General features: G+C 61.2%; 16 protein-coding genes. 6 read left to right on the top strand and 10 right to left on the bottom strand.

The features are described from left to right. Positions 1-49 precede the first annotated feature (49 nt). From Q8X51_RS11940 to Q8X51_RS11930, 3 genes are read left to right on the top strand one after another with little or no spacing between them, the layout of a single operon-like run. Positions 50-1,489, top strand: a complete 1,440-nt coding sequence (locus tag Q8X51_RS11940; RefSeq protein WP_407693886.1) for a di-heme oxidoreductase family protein — start codon at positions 50-52, stop codon at positions 1,487-1,489. Between the two features lie 31 nt (positions 1,490-1,520). Next, positions 1,521-2,585 (top strand): imelysin family protein, encoded by a 1,065-nt coding sequence (locus tag Q8X51_RS11935; protein WP_065947898.1) that lies wholly within the window; start codon positions 1,521-1,523, stop codon positions 2,583-2,585. A 2-nt stretch (positions 2,586-2,587) separates the two neighbouring features. Beyond that, the gene (locus tag Q8X51_RS11930; protein ID WP_065925029.1) at positions 2,588-3,685 is read left to right on the top strand and encodes a DUF1513 domain-containing protein; all 1,098 of its coding nucleotides are present in this window, start codon (positions 2,588-2,590) and stop codon (positions 3,683-3,685) included. Between the two features lie 296 nt (positions 3,686-3,981). On the opposite strand, the gene Q8X51_RS11925 is transcribed toward Q8X51_RS11930, so the two are convergent. The 5 genes from Q8X51_RS11925 to colR all read right to left on the bottom strand — a co-directional run bounded on the left by Q8X51_RS11925 (position 3,982) and on the right by colR (position 7,752). Continuing rightward, positions 3,982-4,209 (bottom strand): hypothetical protein, encoded by a 228-nt coding sequence (locus Q8X51_RS11925; RefSeq protein WP_027605486.1) that lies wholly within the window; start codon positions 4,207-4,209, stop codon positions 3,982-3,984. Continuing rightward, positions 4,206-4,925: a lipopolysaccharide kinase InaA family protein gene (locus Q8X51_RS11920; protein WP_065925020.1), complete on the bottom strand. Its 720-nt coding sequence runs from the start codon at positions 4,923-4,925 to the stop codon at positions 4,206-4,208. Before Q8X51_RS11920 ends, Q8X51_RS11925 begins: the two co-directional genes overlap by 4 nt. Before the next feature lie 4 nt (positions 4,926-4,929). Then, positions 4,930-5,610: a class I SAM-dependent methyltransferase gene (locus tag Q8X51_RS11915; protein WP_065925019.1), complete on the bottom strand. Its 681-nt coding sequence runs from the start codon at positions 5,608-5,610 to the stop codon at positions 4,930-4,932. A 188-nt stretch (positions 5,611-5,798) separates the two neighbouring features. Further along, positions 5,799-7,079: a sensor histidine kinase gene (locus tag Q8X51_RS11910; protein WP_065925018.1), complete on the bottom strand. Its 1,281-nt coding sequence runs from the start codon at positions 7,077-7,079 to the stop codon at positions 5,799-5,801. Continuing rightward, complete coding sequence (gene colR, locus Q8X51_RS11905) at positions 7,069-7,752, bottom strand: two-component system response regulator ColR (protein WP_027605482.1); 684 nt, start codon at positions 7,750-7,752, stop codon at positions 7,069-7,071. Before colR ends, Q8X51_RS11910 begins: the two co-directional genes overlap by 11 nt. Positions 7,753-7,953: 201 nt before the next feature. Between colR and Q8X51_RS11900 the strand changes: the two genes are divergently transcribed. Beyond that, positions 7,954-9,903 carry an LTA synthase family protein gene (locus tag Q8X51_RS11900; protein ID WP_407693885.1) on the top strand — a complete coding sequence of 650 codons (1,950 nt, stop codon included), beginning with the start codon at positions 7,954-7,956 and terminating at the stop codon, positions 9,901-9,903. Between the two features lie 51 nt (positions 9,904-9,954). Beyond that, positions 9,955-10,674, top strand: a complete 720-nt coding sequence (locus Q8X51_RS11895; RefSeq protein WP_407693884.1) for a phosphatase PAP2 family protein — start codon at positions 9,955-9,957, stop codon at positions 10,672-10,674. A 78-nt stretch (positions 10,675-10,752) separates the two neighbouring features. Here Q8X51_RS11895 and groL read toward each other — a convergent pair whose 3' ends face one another. The 5 genes from groL to Q8X51_RS11870 form a co-directional block, all read right to left on the bottom strand. Continuing rightward, on the bottom strand, positions 10,753-12,399 hold the full coding sequence (gene groL, locus Q8X51_RS11890) for a chaperonin GroEL (RefSeq protein ID WP_065925015.1): 1,647 nt from the start codon (positions 12,397-12,399) through the stop codon (positions 10,753-10,755). Positions 12,400-12,449: 50 nt separating this feature from the next. Continuing rightward, entirely contained in the window at positions 12,450-12,746 is a 297-nt protein-coding gene (locus Q8X51_RS11885) for a co-chaperone GroES (protein ID WP_003175874.1), read from the bottom strand. Positions 12,747-12,993: 247 nt separating this feature from the next. Then, positions 12,994-13,470: an FxsA family protein gene (locus Q8X51_RS11880; protein ID WP_024077215.1), complete on the bottom strand. Its 477-nt coding sequence runs from the start codon at positions 13,468-13,470 to the stop codon at positions 12,994-12,996. A gap of 66 nt (positions 13,471-13,536) precedes the next feature. Further along, positions 13,537-14,268 (bottom strand): HugZ family pyridoxamine 5'-phosphate oxidase, encoded by a 732-nt coding sequence (locus Q8X51_RS11875; protein ID WP_407693883.1) that lies wholly within the window; start codon positions 14,266-14,268, stop codon positions 13,537-13,539. A 94-nt stretch (positions 14,269-14,362) separates the two neighbouring features. Next, the gene (locus Q8X51_RS11870; protein ID WP_027605476.1) at positions 14,363-15,370 is read right to left on the bottom strand and encodes a DUF481 domain-containing protein; all 1,008 of its coding nucleotides are present in this window, start codon (positions 15,368-15,370) and stop codon (positions 14,363-14,365) included. Positions 15,371-15,514: 144 nt separating this feature from the next. On the opposite strand from Q8X51_RS11870, the gene Q8X51_RS11865 reads away from it, so the two are divergent. Beyond that, on the top strand, positions 15,515-15,877 hold the full coding sequence (locus Q8X51_RS11865) for an MGMT family protein (RefSeq protein WP_043293512.1): 363 nt from the start codon (positions 15,515-15,517) through the stop codon (positions 15,875-15,877). Positions 15,878-15,900: the final 23 nt, after the last annotated feature.

Genomic DNA, 15,900 nt, shown 5'->3' with positions numbered 1-15,900 from the left:
CCCTGTTAGACTTTGCGACCTTATTTTCAGCCTTCGTCCGGGAAACTCGATGTTTCGTTCGCTTATTCGCCTGTGCGCAGCGTTGATGGCCTTGAGCCTGGCCGCCTGCGATGACGCCCCACGCTTCACCAAGGCCGAGCCGGGTGAATCGCGAGCGGGCGGCGCGACGACGGTGAACAAGCGCGACCAGAATGCGTTTTCCCTGCCCTCGGCCAACCTGTCGCCCACGCGCCGCCTGGATTTCAGCGTGGGCAACAGCTTCTTTCGCAGCCCGTGGGTGATCGCGCCGTCCACCACCACCGCCCGTGATGGCCTGGGCCCGCTGTTCAATACCAACGCCTGCCAGAACTGCCATATCAAGGACGGCCGTGGCCACCCGCCGCTGCCCGACGCGGCCAATGCGGTGTCGATGCTGGTGCGCCTGTCGATTCCCCTGTCTACCCAGGACCAGGCGCCCTACGCCAAGCTCATCGAGCAAGCCGGGGTGGTGCCCGAGCCCGTCTACGGCGGGCAATTGCAGGACATGGCCGTGCCCGGCGTCGAACCAGAAGGCAAGGTGCGCGTCGACTACACGCCGGTCAACGTCACCTTTAAGGACGGCACCGTCGTCGAGCTGCGCAAGCCCGACCTGCAAATCACCCAGCTCGGCTATGGCCCGATGCATCCGGACACGCGCTTCTCCGCACGCATCGCCCCGCCGATGATCGGCCTGGGCCTGCTCGAAGCCATCAGCGACGCGGACATCCTGCGCAATACCGACCCGAAGACCGCCGACAAGGAAGCCCTCGTCGGCAGGGCGAATCGGGTCTGGGATGACGCCGAGCAAAAAACCGTACTCGGGCGTTTTGGCTGGAAAGCCGGGCAACCCAATCTCAATCAACAAAATGTTCACGCGTTCTCTGGTGATATGGGCCTCACCACCTCCCTGAGACCCTTCGATGACTGCACCGACGCCCAAGTCGCCTGCAAACAGGCACCCAACGGCAATGGCCCCGATGGCGAGCCGGAAGTCAGCGACAACATCCTGCGCCTGGTGCTGTTCTACACCCGTAACCTGGCCGTGCCCGTGCGCCGCGACGTCAACACGCCGCAGGTGCTGGCCGGGAAAAACCTGTTCTACCAGGCCGGTTGCCAGGGTTGCCATAAACCGACGTTCACCACCGCTGCGAATGCCGCCGAACCCGAGTTGGCCAACCAGGTGATTCGCCCCTACAGCGACCTGCTGTTGCACGACATGGGCCCAGGCCTGGCCGACAACCGCACGGAATTCAAGGCCGGTGGCCGCGACTGGCGCACGCCGCCGTTGTGGGGCATCGGCCTGACGCAGACCGTCAGTGGTCATACCCAGTTCCTGCATGACGGCCGCGCCCGCAACCTGCTCGAAGCCGTGTTGTGGCACGGCGGCGAAGCACAAGCGGCGCAGCAGCATGTGTTGTCCTTCAATGCCGAGCAGCGCGCTGCGTTGCTGGCGTTCCTGAATTCTTTATAAGCTTCGCCCCAATTACAGAAGGGAGCTCGACATGTTCCGTCCCAAGTTGTTGTTCACCAGCCTGGCCGCCCTCGCCCTGGGTGCCTGCTCGCCACAAGACCCGCAAGCCGTGACCTCGGCGGCGATCGCCAAGCAAGTGATCCTGCCGACCTACAGCCGTTGGGTCGAAGCCGACCGCCAGTTGGCCGTCAGCGCCCTGGCCTACTGCCAGGGCAAAGAAAGCCTGGACACCGCCCGCGCCGACTTCCTCCACGCGCAAAAAGCCTGGGCCGAGTTGCAACCGCTGCTGATCGGCCCGCTGGCCGAGGGCAACCGCTCGTGGCAGGTGCAGTTCTGGCCGGACAAGAAGAACCTGGTGGGCCGCCAGGTCGAGCAACTGGTCGCCGCCCAGCCGCAGATCGACGGTGCCGCACTGGCCAAGTCCAGCGTGGTGGTGCAGGGCCTGTCGGCCTACGAATACATCCTCTACGACGCCAGGACCGACATCGCCGACGATGCGCAGAAAGCCCGTTACTGTCCGCTGCTGGTGGCCATTGGTGAGCGCCAGAAAGCCCTGGCCGAAGAGATCCTGGCCAGCTGGAACAGCACCGACGGCATGCTCGCGCAGATGAGCAAGTTTCCGAACCAGCGCTACGCTGATTCCCACGAAGCCATCGCCGATCTGCTGCGCGTACAAGTGACCGCACTGGACACCCTGAAGAAAAAACTCGGCACGCCCATGGGCCGCCAGACCAAGGGTATCCCGCAGCCGTTCCAGGCCGATGCATGGCGCAGCCAGTCGTCCCTGCAAAGCCTGGAAGCCAGCCTCGCCGCCGCCCAGACCGTGTGGGTGGGCGTGGACAACAAGGGCCTGCGTGGTTTGCTGCCGGCGGATCAGAAGCCATTGGCCGACAAGATCGACGCGGCCTATGCCGCCGCGCTGAAACTGTTCGCCAGCAACCAGCGCACCCTCAACGAACTGTTGAACGATGACGCCGGACGCCAGCAGCTCAACGACATCTACGACAGCCTCAACGTCGTCCACCGCCTGCACGAAGGCGAGCTGGCCAAGGCGCTGGGGATCCAACTGGGCTTCAATGCCAACGACGGTGACTGATGATGCTCAGGCGACAGGCTTTGGCGATCGGCAGCGTGCTGCTCAGCGCACTCACGTTGGGTGGCTGGACGCTGTTCAAAGGGAAAGACAGGGGCCCGCTGCTGCTGTCGGCGCGCGATGATGCAGACGGCAAGCACTATGCCGTGGGCTTTCAGCTGGACGGCAAGCAGGTGTTCGCCACCCAGGTCGGCCAGCGCTGCCACGACATCATCAACCACCCGACGCTGCCGATTGCACTGTTTGTTGCCCGCCGCCCAGGCACCGAGAGTTACCTGATCGACCTGCGTAATGGCGCGCTGTTGCAAACCCTCACCTCGAACGCCAACCGCCACTTCTACGGCCATGCGGTTATCCACAAGAGCGGCAATTGGCTGTACGCCACCGAGAACGACACGTCAGACCCCGGCCGTGGCCTGCTCGGTGTGTACAAGTTCGAAGGCGAGCGCCTGGTGCACAGCGGCGAGATCTCCACCCATGGCATCGGCCCGCACCAGGTGTCGTGGATGCCCGACGGCGAAACCCTGGTGGTAGCCAACGGCGGCATTCGCACCGAAGCCGAAAGCCGCGTGGAGATGAACCTCAACGCCATGGAACCGAGCCTGGTGCTGATGCACCGTGACGGCACGCTGATCAGCAAGGAAACCCTCGGCCAGCAGATGAACAGCGTGCGCCATATGGGCATCGCCAGCGATGGCACCCTTCTCACCGGCCAGCAGTTCATGGGACCGTCCCAGGAGCGCTCCGAGTTGCTGGCGATCAAGCGCCCGGGCCAGCCGTTCGTGGCGTTCCCGGTGGCCGATGAGCAGTTGCAGGCCATGGGGCATTACACCGCCAGCGTCGCCGTGCACAGCGAGTTGCGCCTGGTGGCGTTGACCGCACCCCGTGGTAACCGCTTCTTTATCTGGGACATGGACACCGCCGAGCTGCGCCTGGATGGACCGTTGCCCGATTGCGCAGGCGTCGGCGCAGTGGCGGACGGGTTTGTCGTCACCTCGGGCCAGGGCCGTTGCCGCTACTACGATTGCCGCCAGAAACAGCTGGTCGCCAAACCGTTGGAATTACCGGCGGGGCTCTGGGATAACCACCTGCATCTGATCTGACCTGCGTAGATACCGTCTATCCAACACCGCCCCCCCCGTAGCAGCTGTCGAGCCTTGGCGAGGCTGCGTCGGCCGCGACTCGAGCCTGAATCGGCAGCGCGCCTGACGCAGCCTCGCTTGCGCTCGGCAGCTGCTACGGATTTGCGCGGTGTTGGACAAGACGGTATCTACGGATTTGCGATAAGACGGTATCTACGGGGGTGAGGCTCTTGTAGCAGCCGCGTTGCGAGTAAGGTTGGAAGGTAAAAAAAAAGGGCCTCGCATCGCAAGGCCCTTCTTCGGGGGTTTGAATCGTTTCAACTCTGCGGCCTCATCCCTTGGGACATCCCAAACATGAACAACAGCAACTCATGATCAGGCTTGACCGCCGCACTCGCCTTGGCGACGCGGGGCAACAGGCATTGCCCGCCACCTTGCACCGCACTGAGCACCTGTGTGCGAGGTTGCTCCCATGCGGCCAGGGCCAGGGCCGCAATGCCCATCGCCCCGACCAGGAACAAACCTCGTGCTATTTCTAGCTTCATTTGGTTAAACCCTTGATAGCGCTGCCAAACGCCGTCTGGTAAAAGTAGCTGAGTTTTTCCCAGTCGGTGCTGTTCCACGACGAATGGCGACGCAACTGCAACATGTCATGGGAGGCTGCCCGATAAGCGGTCAAGCGCTGGCGGCATTTCTCGAAGTCCAGCAGCGCCACTTCCACCTGGGCCGAGTCGCCCTCGCCCGTCACCCGCACGAAAATATGCTTGATGTACAGGCAACCGTGCTGCCAGCGGCCCTTGTGCATGCGGGCCAGGGTGGCAGCCAACTCCTTGAGCAAGCGCTCGTGCACCTGCTCGCCATACTCTTCGCGACCACCGGCGGCGTACCAGTTTTCAATTTCGTCGAAGCCGTCTAGGGCGGCGGTTACCAGCAGCGCCTTCCAGTGGTGCTCGGGGTCACGACGCGCCTCACAAAAGACCATTTCGGGCACGCGAACATCCAGCAGTCGCAGGCCCCTGAGGGCATCACGCTCGCGCAGCACCGTGGGGCGTCCGAACGGGTGCAGCCAACTGCGGTAGATATGGCCCGTCTGGCGCTTGCTGTAGAGCAAACGGCCATTGGCAGTCATTACACGCTGTACACCACTTTCACCGCCACGCCGGCGATTGGGCTCTTCGACCCATTCGCCTTGCTGACGCCAGAAATAATCGAAGCGTTCTTCGGGAGCTACGTGACTGCCTGCTACGCACTCAACTGCCATCCTGTTACCTCTTGCGCAATACATACACCCGCCACATGGCGTACAGCGGTATGAAGTCCAGGGATTCCTGAACACGGAATCCGGCTTGCTCGAACTCTGCTTCAACAGTAGCAGCCGGTAACACAAATCTGTTCTGGTAACCTTCCTGCTCACCTGTCTTGCGACGCTTTCCTTCCAGACGCTTGCGTTTCCAGGCTTTGAAATTGCCATCGACCCACAGCGAAATGATCACGCTGTCACGGGTAACCCGCTGAAACTCCCGCAGAATTGCCTGACGGTGCGCCGGATCACCAATGTGGTGGAGCAGGCGCATACAGAAAATGCTGTCGACTGAGTTATCCGGCAAATCGATATCGAAGGCAGATGTCTGCAAGGGTCGTACCCTTTTCACCACTTCTGCGGGCTGGGCGGCCATCGCGACCTTCAACATGGAGGCCGAATTGTCGGCGCCGATGATCACACGGTTGGGTTTTTCCGCCAGCAGCGGCCAGAAACGCCCGGCGCCACACGGCAGGTCCAGCACCAGGCCAGGCTCGCCGGCCATCGCCAACGCGCCACGGGCCAGTTGCTCGTCGCGTTTGTGGGACAACCGGCGAGCCAGATTGTCCTGATGCTTGAGCAAATATTCGTGGGCGTGCTGATCGTCGTACTTTTCGGAAAATTCGAGCTTGATCGGGGTAGGCATCAACGGATCTCCAGTTGCTGATGCCTACAACCTTAAGCAGCGTCCTGTGATCAACAGGTCAACCCCTTGTGAAAAACTTGTCCTGTCCAATCTCATATATTTCAAGACTTTACAGATACAAGCAATATCATGGGGCCATCTTCGCCGAATTACGGGGATCTCTGGCAGGATAACGGCAGCGGGAACGTTCAGGCGTTGACCTGACTCAACTGGACATGAAAGCGACAGCCATTGGGCTCCACGGTGCTGAGGGTAACGCTCCAGCCCTGGTTCTCGCAGATGCGCTGGACCAGTGACAAACCCAACCCCAGACCCTCGCCGCGCTTCTCACTGCCGCGGACGAACGGCTCGAACATCGCTTCGCGCTTGTCTTCGGGAATGCCGACGCCGCTGTCTTCCACCACAAACCCGGTCGGCTCCAGGGTCAGCCGGATGAAGCCGCTTTCGGTGTAATGCAGGGCATTGCGCAACAGGTTGCCCATCACGGCATGCAGGAAGGTCGCGTTGTAGCGCGTATCCAGCGGGTCGCCCGGCTGGTAGATCAACTCCAGGCCCTTGTGTTCGATGGGCTCGCGCCAGATGCCGAGCAGATCATCAGCGACCTGGGACAGATTGGCCCTAGGCGACATGCTCCCGTCATCATGCTGAGCCCGGGCCAGCATCAGGAAGGTTTGCACCAGTTCGCGCATTTCTTCGCAGGCCCGGGCGATTCGCTCGACCTGGTTACGCCCACGCTGATCGATAGCCGGGTTTTCCAGCAACAGTTCGCAGGAACTGGCCAGCACCATCAAAGGCGTGCGCAGTTCGTGGCTGACATCGCTGGTGAACAACTGCTCGCGGGACAACGCCTGGCGCAGGCGCCCCAGCGTGGCGTCGAAGGCCACCGCCAGCTCACCCACTTCGTCGGCCGCGTAGTCCGGTGCCAGGGGCGGCGCCAGGCCCAGCAACTGGTCGCGGTGCCGCACCTGGCGAGCCAGGCGCACCACCGGCGCCATCACTTTACGGGCCAGCACCCAGCCGAGGAATACCGCCAGCGCCAGGCTGAGCACGAAGCCCACCAGCACCACGGCAAACAGCACGCGCTCGCGCTCTTCGAAATCGCTTTGATCCTGCAGCAGCACATAGCGCCGACCGTCGACCACTTCTACCATGGCGTGGTACGACAACGCCTCACGAAACACCTCATGAAACCCTGGTTCCAGATGCCGCAGGTCCTTGGGCAATTCAAAATCCCCGGGGCCACCGCTGAAGTAAAATAGCTGGTCGGGCTCGGGCCGGTGCCGCCAGTCCTCGACGGTGTCCATCAGCAGCAGGCGCTGCAGGTCACCGCCCAAGCCTGCCGAGATCAACTTCTCTTCCACCAGGTGCACGGTGGCGACGATGCCCATGGCGAAGGCCCCCGCCACCAACGCACTCATCAAGGCAAAGGCGATGATGATCCGCTGGGCAAGGCTTTGCTTAAACTCCATCACGGCCCTCGGCCAAGCGGTAACCCACACCATGCACGGTTTGCAGCAACGGCTTGGCGAACGGCTTATCGATCACCTGGCGCAACTGGTGGACATGGCTGCGCAGGCTGTCGCTGTCCGGGCAGTCATCGCCCCACAGCGCCTCTTCCAGCACTTCCCGACGCAATACGTGGGGGCTTTTCTGCATCAAGACCGCGAGCAGCTTCAGGCCGACCGGGTTGAGCTTGAGCAGGCGCCCTTCGCGGGTCACTTCCAGGGTATCGAGGTCGTAATTCAGATCGGCCACTTGCAGGGCGCGGCGACCGCCACCTTGGGCACGGCGCAGCACCGCTTCGATGCGTGCGGCCAGTTCCGACAGGGCAAACGGTTTGAGCAAGTAATCGTCGGCACCGGACTTGAAGCCCTGCAGCCGGTCATCCAACTGGTCGCGGGCGGTGAGCATGATCACCGGCGTGTCGCGGCGGGCGTCTTCACGCAGGCGTTTGCACAGGGTGTAGCCATCGATGCCAGGCAGCATGATGTCGAGCACGATCAAGTCGTAATGCTCGGTGGCGGCCAGGTGCAGGCCCGACAAACCGTCCTGCGCACAGTCCACGGTGTAGCCTTTTAGCCCCAGGTAGTCGGCTAGGTTGGCCAGAATATCGCGGTTGTCTTCAACCAATAGAATTCGCATGGGCAGTGTCTCCGTACGCGGTAACGGCCGTGTTGGCTCGCGCAGCTTAAGGCCAAGTGTGGCTCAGGGATAGAGCGGAAAGGCGTGCCAATATAGGTTTTCAACCGATTCAGCCTACCAACGAGTTTTTCACTATAGCTTCACAAACTGACTACAGTGTCAGGCAGAAGATCGCCCCCCATTGATATAAGGAACATGGACATGGGGTTGCTCAAGACGGCGCCAATGCGCTATTTGCTGTTGGTAACCAGTGCCTGGCTGGTTATTTTCCTGCTCACTCGTGGCGTGCTGCTCATCACCCATTTGGATGAAGTCGGCGGCAACCTGTTGCCGGTGTTTGGCGTGGGCCTGCTGTACGACCTGGGTTTCCTGGCGTATGCGGCACTGCCGCTGGGTCTGTATTTGCTGCTGTGCCCGCCCGTGCTGTGGCGCCGTCGCGGTCACCGCTGGTTCCTGCAGGCCGTGCTCACCGTCAGCCTGTTCGCCATGCTGTTTACCTCGGTGGCCGAGTGGCTGTTCTGGGATGAATTCGGCGTGCGCTTCAACTTCATTGCCGTCGATTACCTGGTGTACTCCGACGAGGTGTTGAACAACCTGCTCGAGTCCTACCCGATCGGCAAACTGCTGAGCCTGCTCGCCATGCTGGCGATTGTCTTGAGCCTGGCCTTGCGCAAGCCGTTCAATGCGGCGATGAGCGCCCCACTGCCGCCGATGCGCGGTCGCCTGGTGAATGCCCTGGCCCTGTTGGTGATTGCTGGCCTCAGCCTGCAACTGGTCAGCCAGGACAGCCCGCGAGCCCAGGGCGGCAACGCCTACAAGAACGAACTGGCCAGCAATGGTCCGTATCAGTTTTTCGCCGCATTCCGTAACAACGAACTGGATTACCCACAGTTCTACAAAACCCTGCCGACTGAGGTTATCGCCACGCAACTGCGTACAGAGCTGAGCGAACCCAACGCACGCTTTATCGGCCAGGACTCGCTGGATATCCGCCGCGCCATCACCAATCCGGGCACGCCGCGCAAACCCAATGTCGTGCTGGTGACCATCGAAAGTTTCAGCGCCAAGTACATGGGCAGCAACGGCGACGAGCGCAACCTCACGCCTAACCTGGATGCGCTGCGTAAACAGAGCCTGTATTTCAATAATTTCTATGCCACCGGCACTCGCACCGACCGTGGCCTGGAGGCGATCACCCTGGCGATTCCACCCACGCCCGGGCGCTCGATCGTCAAGCGCATCGGTCGTGAAAGCGGCTTCGCCAGCCTGGGGCAACAGCTCACGGCCGTCGGTTACGACAGCGTGTTTGTGTACGGCGGGCGCGGGTACTTCGATAACATGAACGCGTTTTTCAGCGGCAACGGTTATCGCGTCGTGGACCAGAGCAGCGTGCCCGAGTCAGAAATCTCGTTCAAGAACGCCTGGGGCATGGCTGACGAGGACCTGTATAACCAAACCCTGAAACTGGCCGACATCGACTACGCCAAGCAGCAGCCCTTTTTGCTGCAACTGATGACCACTTCCAACCACCGCCCCTACACCTACCCGGATGGGCGTATCGACATCAAATCCGGGAATGGCCGCGACGGCGCGGTGAAATACACCGACCACGCCATCGGCCAATTCCTGGAAGCCGCCCGCCAAAAACCCTGGTTCGATAACACGATCTTCATCTTCGTCGCCGACCACACCGCCGGCAGCGCAGGCAAGGAAGACCTGCCCATCACCAACTACCAGATTCCGCTGTTCATCTATGCGCCCAAGCTGATCGACGCACGGGAAAGCGCACAACTGGCCAGCCAGATCGACCTGGCGCCCACGCTGCTGGGCCTGCTCAACCTGAGCTACGAATCCACCTTCTTTGGTCGCAACCTACTGCAAGACAACCCACTGCCACCTCGGGTGGTGCTCGGCAACTACCAGCACCTGGGCCTGTTCGACGGCAAGGACCTGGCCATTCTCAGCCCACGCCTGGGCCTGCGCCGCCACGACCAGGCCCTGGGTGAGAGCCAGGAGTTGCGGGTCGGCAGCGATGACCCGTTGATCCAGCGGGCGATCACCTACTACCAGGCCGCCAGCTATGACTTCAAACAACAGTTACTGAGCTGGAGAGCGCCCAAGGAAGAGGCCCCGGCACTGAGCACGCGCTAACCAAAACGCCCCGTACAGGTCAGTACGGGACGTTTTTCACCAGGGTCCACCATGGGAACCACCCCCGCCGTCCCCGTCTCCAAACCTCTCAACCTATGGCTCTGCCTGGGCATCCCCGGCGGCGCTGCGCTCCTATTGCTGCTGCTGGAGCTGACCTCGCTGGACATGAACCTCGCCAAGCTGTTCTACAACGGCGCGGAGGGCGGCTTCATCGGGCGTTACAGTTTCTTCCTCGAAGACATCCTGCATGACCGCGCCAAACAGTTGGTCATCCTGTTCTCGGTCTTGGCGATCCTGGGATTTGCCGGCACGTTTATCCTCCGGCGGCTCAAACCCTATCGGCGTGAACTGGGCTGCCTGGTGCTGTCCCTTGGGCTGGCGACCGCGTTTGTCTCTCCGCTGAAAACCATCACCGGCGTCCAGTGCCCGTGGAGCGCCCAGGAATTCGGCGGTCAGGAAACCTACAGCAAACTGCTGAGCCCTCGCCCGCCCACCGATAAACCGGGACGCTGCTGGCCAGGCGGTCATGCCGCCACCGGGTTCGCCTTGTTCGCCCTGTTTTTTGCACTGCGTGACCGGCAGCCGCGCCTGGCGCGCTACGCATTCATCTTCGCCGTCGGCTTGGGCAGCGTTTTTTCCGTCAGCCGTATGATGCAAGGCGCGCACTTCTTTTCCCATAACGTGTGGACGGCAATTTTCTGCTGGCTGATCTGCCTGGGGCTGTATTGCCTGTTGCTGTACCGGCCATCCAAGCGCGCGGCGCCCACCTGAGCCCAAGCCGCCGCCCACAAAAAAGCCCCGCCTGCATCACTGCAGGCGGGGCTTTTTCAGTACAGGGGTAAGACTGGCTTACATCATGCCGCCCATGCCACCCATGCCGCCCATGTCTGGCATACCGCCGCCAGCCGAGCCTTCAGCCTTTGGCTTGTCAGCGATTGCAGCTTCGGTGGTCAGGATCAGACCACCGATGGAGGCTGCGGCCTGCAGCGCGGAACGAGTCACCTTGGTAGGGTCCAAGATGCCCATTTCGATCATGTCGCCATAGACGCCAGTCGCAGCGTTGTAACCGTAGTTACCTTTGCCGTTCTTGACTTCGTTGACCACAACACTTGGCTCGTCGCCGGAGTTGGCAGCGATCTGACGCAGCGGTGCTTCAACCGCACGACGCAGCACAGCGATACCGACGTTCTGGTCAGCGTTGTCGCCGGCCAGGTTGGTCAAGGCTTCCAGGGCACGGATCAGCGCGACGCCACCGCCAGGTACCACGCCTTCTTCGACGGCTGCGCGGGTTGCGTGCAGGGCGTCTTCAACGCGGGCTTTCTTCTCTTTCATTTCAACTTCGGAACCCGCGCCAACCTTGATCACTGCAACGCCGCCGGACAGCTTGGCCAGGCGCTCTTGCAGTTTTTCACGGTCGTAGTCCGAAGACGTCTCGGCAACCTGGGCACGGATCTGAGTGATGCGCGATTGGATGTCGCCGTCAACGCCAGCACCGTCAACGATGATGGTGTTTTCCTTGGAGATGGTCACGCGCTTGGCGCTACCCAGGTTTTCCAGGGTGGCGCTTTCCAGGCTCAGGCCGATCTCTTCGGAGATAACGGTACCGCCGGTCAGGACGGCAATGTCCTGCAGCATGGCCTTGCGACGGTCGCCGAAGCCTGGAGCCTTGACGGCTGCGACTTTAACGATGCCACGCATGTTGTTCACAACCAGGGTCGCCAGGGCTTCGCCTTCAACGTCTTCGGAAACGATCAGCAGTGGGCGGCCGGCTTTGGCAACGGCTTCCAGCACTGGCAGCATTTCGCGGATGTTGGAAATCTTCTTGTCGACCAGCAGGATCAGCGGGCTGTCCAGCTCGGCAACCATGGTTTCCGGCTTGTTGACGAAGTACGGGGACAGGTAGCCACGGTCGAACTGCATGCCTTCGACAACCGACAGTTCGTTTTCCAGGCCAGTGCCTTCTTCAACGGTGATCACGCCTTCTTTACCGACTTTTTCCATGGCTTCGGCAATGATGTCGCCGATGGAGCTGTCGGAGTTGGCGGAGATGGTGCCTACCTGGGCGATAGCCTTGGTGTCGGCGCAAGGCTTGGACAGGTTTTTCAGCTCAGCGACGATGGCGATGGTGGCCTTGTCGATGCCGCGCTTGAGGTCCATCGGGTTCATGCCGGCAGCAACGGCCTTGTAGCCTTCGTTGACGATCGCCTGAGCCAGAACGGTGGCGGTGGTAGTACCGTCGCCTGCGTCATCGTTGGCACGGGAGGCAACGTCTTTGACCAGCTGCGCGCCCATGTTTTCGAAACGGTCTTCCAGTTCGATTTCTTTGGCGACGGAAACGCCGTCCTTGGTGATGGTCGGAGCGCCGAAGCTCTTCTCGATGATCACGTTACGGCCTTTCGGGCCCAGGGTCGCTTTTACTGCGTCAGCCAGGATGTTGACACCGGTGAGCATTTTCTTACGGGCGGAATCGCCGAATTTAACTTCTTTAGCAGCCATGATCGATATTCCTTAAATACTTTGTAGTAACGGGAAAATGAGCGGGGAAATCAGTCTTCCAGAACGGCGAGAATCTCGTTCTCAGCCATAACCAGCAGGTCTTCGCCGTCGACTTTCACAGTGTTGCTGCCGGAGTAAGGGCCAAATACAACCTTGTCACCGACTTTAACGGCCAGCGCACGTACGTCACCGTTTTCCAGAGTCTTGCCTGGGCCTGCAGCGACGATCACACCGTGGTTGGCTTTTTCGGCAGCCGAACCTGGCAGAACGATACCGCCAGCGGTTTTCTTTTCTTCTTCGCTGCGACGGATTACGACGCGGTCGTGCAGAGGACGAAGCTTGCTCATTGTCGATCTCTCCTAATTGTGTTTTTCATCGGCCGGTATCGATACCGGCGGGTTGTATTCCGGCAGTGCCGGTCGCGGTTCGCTGGGCGAAACACGGAAGTCTGTCCGGTGTCGCCACCAGAAACCTTGCGGTGACCGTTACATAAGGGCGCATAAGCTTATTACAAGGGGCCGGCGATGATTTTTTTTGCGTCTGCCAGCCTATAAAAGCAACACGGCACCCGAAGGTGCCGTGCCAGTGAAGCGGTTATTTGCTGTCGCGGTGTTCGAACTCGCCTTCGATCACGTCGCCTTCTCGCCCCAACGGTTGGCGCGGAGCCGGGCCGCCACGGGGTTGCAGGTCGTCGGCGAACGCACGTTGGCGAATAGCGGCCTCTTCGGCGCGCTGGCGCATCTTGCCCGCCAGCAATTTGCGGGTGAACGGCAGCAGCATCACCAGGCCCACTACGTCGCTGATAAAGCCCGGCAGGATCAACAGGCCGCCCGCCAACGCCATCATCAGGCCTTCGAGCATGGTCTGGGCCGGCAGTTCGCCGCGGTTCAGGCTCTCACGGGCACGCAGCGCCGTGGCCAGGCCGGCGACGCGCAGCACCAGGACGCCGAGCATCGAGCCGAGAATGATCAGCAACAGGGCCGGGAAAAACCCGATCGCACCGCTGACTTGAACGAATACGAACAGCTCCAACACCGGGAACAGCAGAAAGAGCAATAAAAAAGGGCGCATCAAAAGGTTCCTCAACGCAAGAATGCCTTGCCAGTCCACCTTAGATGACGTCGCCGTTTCGTGAATTCAAGCTTCAGCGGCGGCTTTTTTCGGCCAGCCCTCGGCGTGGGCCAATGAAACCAGGGCTTCGCGTACTTGTGTCGGCGTGTTGCAAGACGCCGCAAACGGCAGCCAGTGCAGGGCCTGGCCGATACGCAGGTGCAGGCCTTCGCTGTCGATGCCGGCCAATTGCGCAGGCTCGAACGTCGGCAAGCCGGCCAACTCGACGTAGTGGGCAATGGCCTTGGTGTGGTCGCTGTTCATGTGCTCGATCATGCTGCGCTCGGCCTTGCCCGCGAAGGGATTGGCCAGGGTCAATTGGTCGACCCAGTGAATCGCGCCAAACCCGCCGATATAACGGTGACGCACCGGCTTGAGCACCCAGAAATCGAAATCGTGGGCCTGGTGGTAGTTGGCCGAATCGGGGAAGTAGCGGTAATAGCGCTCGGCCGCTGCTTCGATGGCGACCGGGTCCTCGAGTTTCTCGGCTTCGGCCAGGTAGGTCAGGCGCCCCACGGCCTGCACATCATCCGCTTCACGCTCGCCGACCAGCAGCGAACACTTGGGATCTTTTTGCAGGTTATGGGTGTGCTGGGCGATACGGCTGATCAGAATTAGCGGGCGGCCCTGCTCGTCGAGGCAATACGGCACGACCGAGCCGAACGGAAAGCCGGGCATGGCCTTGGACAGTGTGGAGAGAGCCCCACGGTATTCCTTGAGCAACAGCTCTCGGGCGTTCTTGGCAACCTGCGTGCTCAACGTATGACTCCTCGGGTATTCGGCCGCCCATAGCGTATGGGAATGGATCTCAACACAAGGTAATCAATCTACGCGCCGGTTGCCAGCGGCTCGATTACCAGGCGACGCCGAAGCCTGCGGTATAGCGGGTCTTGCTCAGGCTGCTTTCCGAATCGCCGCTGATCACGTCGCGCTCGGCCTTGAGGTTGAGCGACGCCCACTCGGTGACTTTATAGCGCAGGCCCATTTCCGCATCCAGGGAGTACTCGGCCGGGCCGTCGATAGGCTTGCCCACCTCGCCATTGGTGAAGAACTCAACGGTCTTGCCCACCAGGTAGCGGTTGTAGTTCCACTTCATGGCCAAGGAATAGAAGTTGTCCTTGCCGCCATCGGCGTACTCGTAATCGGTGCGGTTGACCAGCGAGCCGAGGGAGAACGCCCCCAGTTCGTCGTCCCAGAACTGGTAGCCCGGGCCGGTACCGACGGTACGTTGGCGCGCCAGGTCTTCAACCTTGTCGCGCTTGTAGGTCAGGCGCCCCTGCCAGAACCAGTGCTCGGTGATGAAGCGGTCCAGGTCATACTCCAGCGCCCAGTTGTCGGTGGTGGTGACGTCGTCCTGGAACTCGCGGTTGTACTCGCCCTGCCCGGTATGGCGCCATTGGCCATGGCGCGCGGTGGTCTTGAAGTCGATGTCGTAGTCATTGGTGTCTTTTTCGGCGCGCTTGTAGTCCAGCGCCATGTCGACATTGCCCTTCCACACCAGGTCTTCGATCACCGGCTTGGGCTTGATGATCTGCTGGATACTTGCCAGCTCGACGGTCTTGGGCGCCTCGCCATTGGCCAGCACCACCTTGCCATCGTCCGCCGCCTGCAGGGACTTGGCCTTCTCGCCGGTGTAGGCGTCCTGCTTGACCAGCAACTCCTGGTCGCTCTCCAGGGTTTTCACCTGCTTCCAGTCCACCGGGATGGCGCCGGCGTAGTCGGTCTGGATCAGCAGCTTGCCACCGTCGAAGACCTTGATCTTGCCGGTCAGGCGATCACCGTTTTTTAACCAGACGGTATCGGCCAGCAGGGGCGTGGAGGCACTGAAGACAGCGAGGCACAGCAGGGTTCTGGACAACATAAGCGGATGGGGAGCTCAAGGTTGGCGAAAAGGGGCGATTATCGTGTTAGATAGCTAGGACTGACTCAAGGATTTGTGTTGAGTTCAATTCTCAACAGCATACTTACAGACGTTTCTTACAAAAGACCGAAGATCCCAACGGATATGCCCACAGTCAATCAGCCTGCCGATGCCCCACAAACCCCCGCCGAAATGCGCCGCACCGCGCTGTACCTGACCCTGGCGCAAGTCCCCGCCGGTTGCGTGGTGAGCTACGGCGAACTGGCGCAACTGGCCGGGCTGGGACGCGCCGCGCGCTGGGTGGGTCGTACCTTGAGCCAACTTCCCGAGGGCACCACATTGCCCTGGCATCGCGTGCTGGGTGCCGGTGGTCGGATAAGTCTGCCGGTGGGCAGCGCCTCAGGCGACGAGCAACGGGCGCGCTTGCGTGACGAGGGCGTCACGGTGCGCAACAATCGCGTGGATATTCAGCGCCATGGCTGGCGCCCGGTAGAGCACAGCGGTTAGAGTGCGCGCTTTGTTTCCGTGAA

The sequence above is a fragment of the Pseudomonas sp. Yb2C2 genome (genome assembly GCF_052112325.1).
Classification (GTDB): Bacteria; Pseudomonadota; Gammaproteobacteria; order Pseudomonadales; family Pseudomonadaceae; genus Aquipseudomonas; species Aquipseudomonas marginalis.
The sequence above is the reverse complement of the archived record's forward strand: the minus strand, read 5'-3'. Positions and strand labels throughout refer to the sequence as shown.

Coding starts and splice junctions, on each gene's coding strand:
- Q8X51_RS11870 (WP_027605476.1), bottom strand. CDS start 15,370: ATGTTGTCCAGAACCCTGCTGTGCCTCGCTGTCTTCAGTGCCTCCACG.
- Q8X51_RS11930 (WP_065925029.1), top strand. CDS start 2,588: ATGCTCAGGCGACAGGCTTTGGCGATCGGCAGCGTGCTGCTCAGCGCA.
- Q8X51_RS11880 (WP_024077215.1), bottom strand. CDS start 13,470: ATGCGCCCTTTTTTATTGCTCTTTCTGCTGTTCCCGGTGTTGGAGCTG.
- Q8X51_RS11865 (WP_043293512.1), top strand. CDS start 15,515: ATGCCCACAGTCAATCAGCCTGCCGATGCCCCACAAACCCCCGCCGAA.
- colR (WP_027605482.1), bottom strand. CDS start 7,752: ATGCGAATTCTATTGGTTGAAGACAACCGCGATATTCTGGCCAACCTA.
- Q8X51_RS11925 (WP_027605486.1), bottom strand. CDS start 4,209: ATGAAGCTAGAAATAGCACGAGGTTTGTTCCTGGTCGGGGCGATGGGC.
- groL (WP_065925015.1), bottom strand. CDS start 12,399: ATGGCTGCTAAAGAAGTTAAATTCGGCGATTCCGCCCGTAAGAAAATG.
- Q8X51_RS11885 (WP_003175874.1), bottom strand. CDS start 12,746: ATGAGCAAGCTTCGTCCTCTGCACGACCGCGTCGTAATCCGTCGCAGC.
- Q8X51_RS11920 (WP_065925020.1), bottom strand. CDS start 4,925: ATGGCAGTTGAGTGCGTAGCAGGCAGTCACGTAGCTCCCGAAGAACGC.
- Q8X51_RS11915 (WP_065925019.1), bottom strand. CDS start 5,610: ATGCCTACCCCGATCAAGCTCGAATTTTCCGAAAAGTACGACGATCAG.
- Q8X51_RS11935 (WP_065947898.1), top strand. CDS start 1,521: ATGTTCCGTCCCAAGTTGTTGTTCACCAGCCTGGCCGCCCTCGCCCTG.
- Q8X51_RS11895 (WP_407693884.1), top strand. CDS start 9,955: ATGGGAACCACCCCCGCCGTCCCCGTCTCCAAACCTCTCAACCTATGG.
- Q8X51_RS11910 (WP_065925018.1), bottom strand. CDS start 7,079: ATGGAGTTTAAGCAAAGCCTTGCCCAGCGGATCATCATCGCCTTTGCC.
- Q8X51_RS11940 (WP_407693886.1), top strand. CDS start 50: ATGTTTCGTTCGCTTATTCGCCTGTGCGCAGCGTTGATGGCCTTGAGC.
- Q8X51_RS11900 (WP_407693885.1), top strand. CDS start 7,954: ATGGGGTTGCTCAAGACGGCGCCAATGCGCTATTTGCTGTTGGTAACC.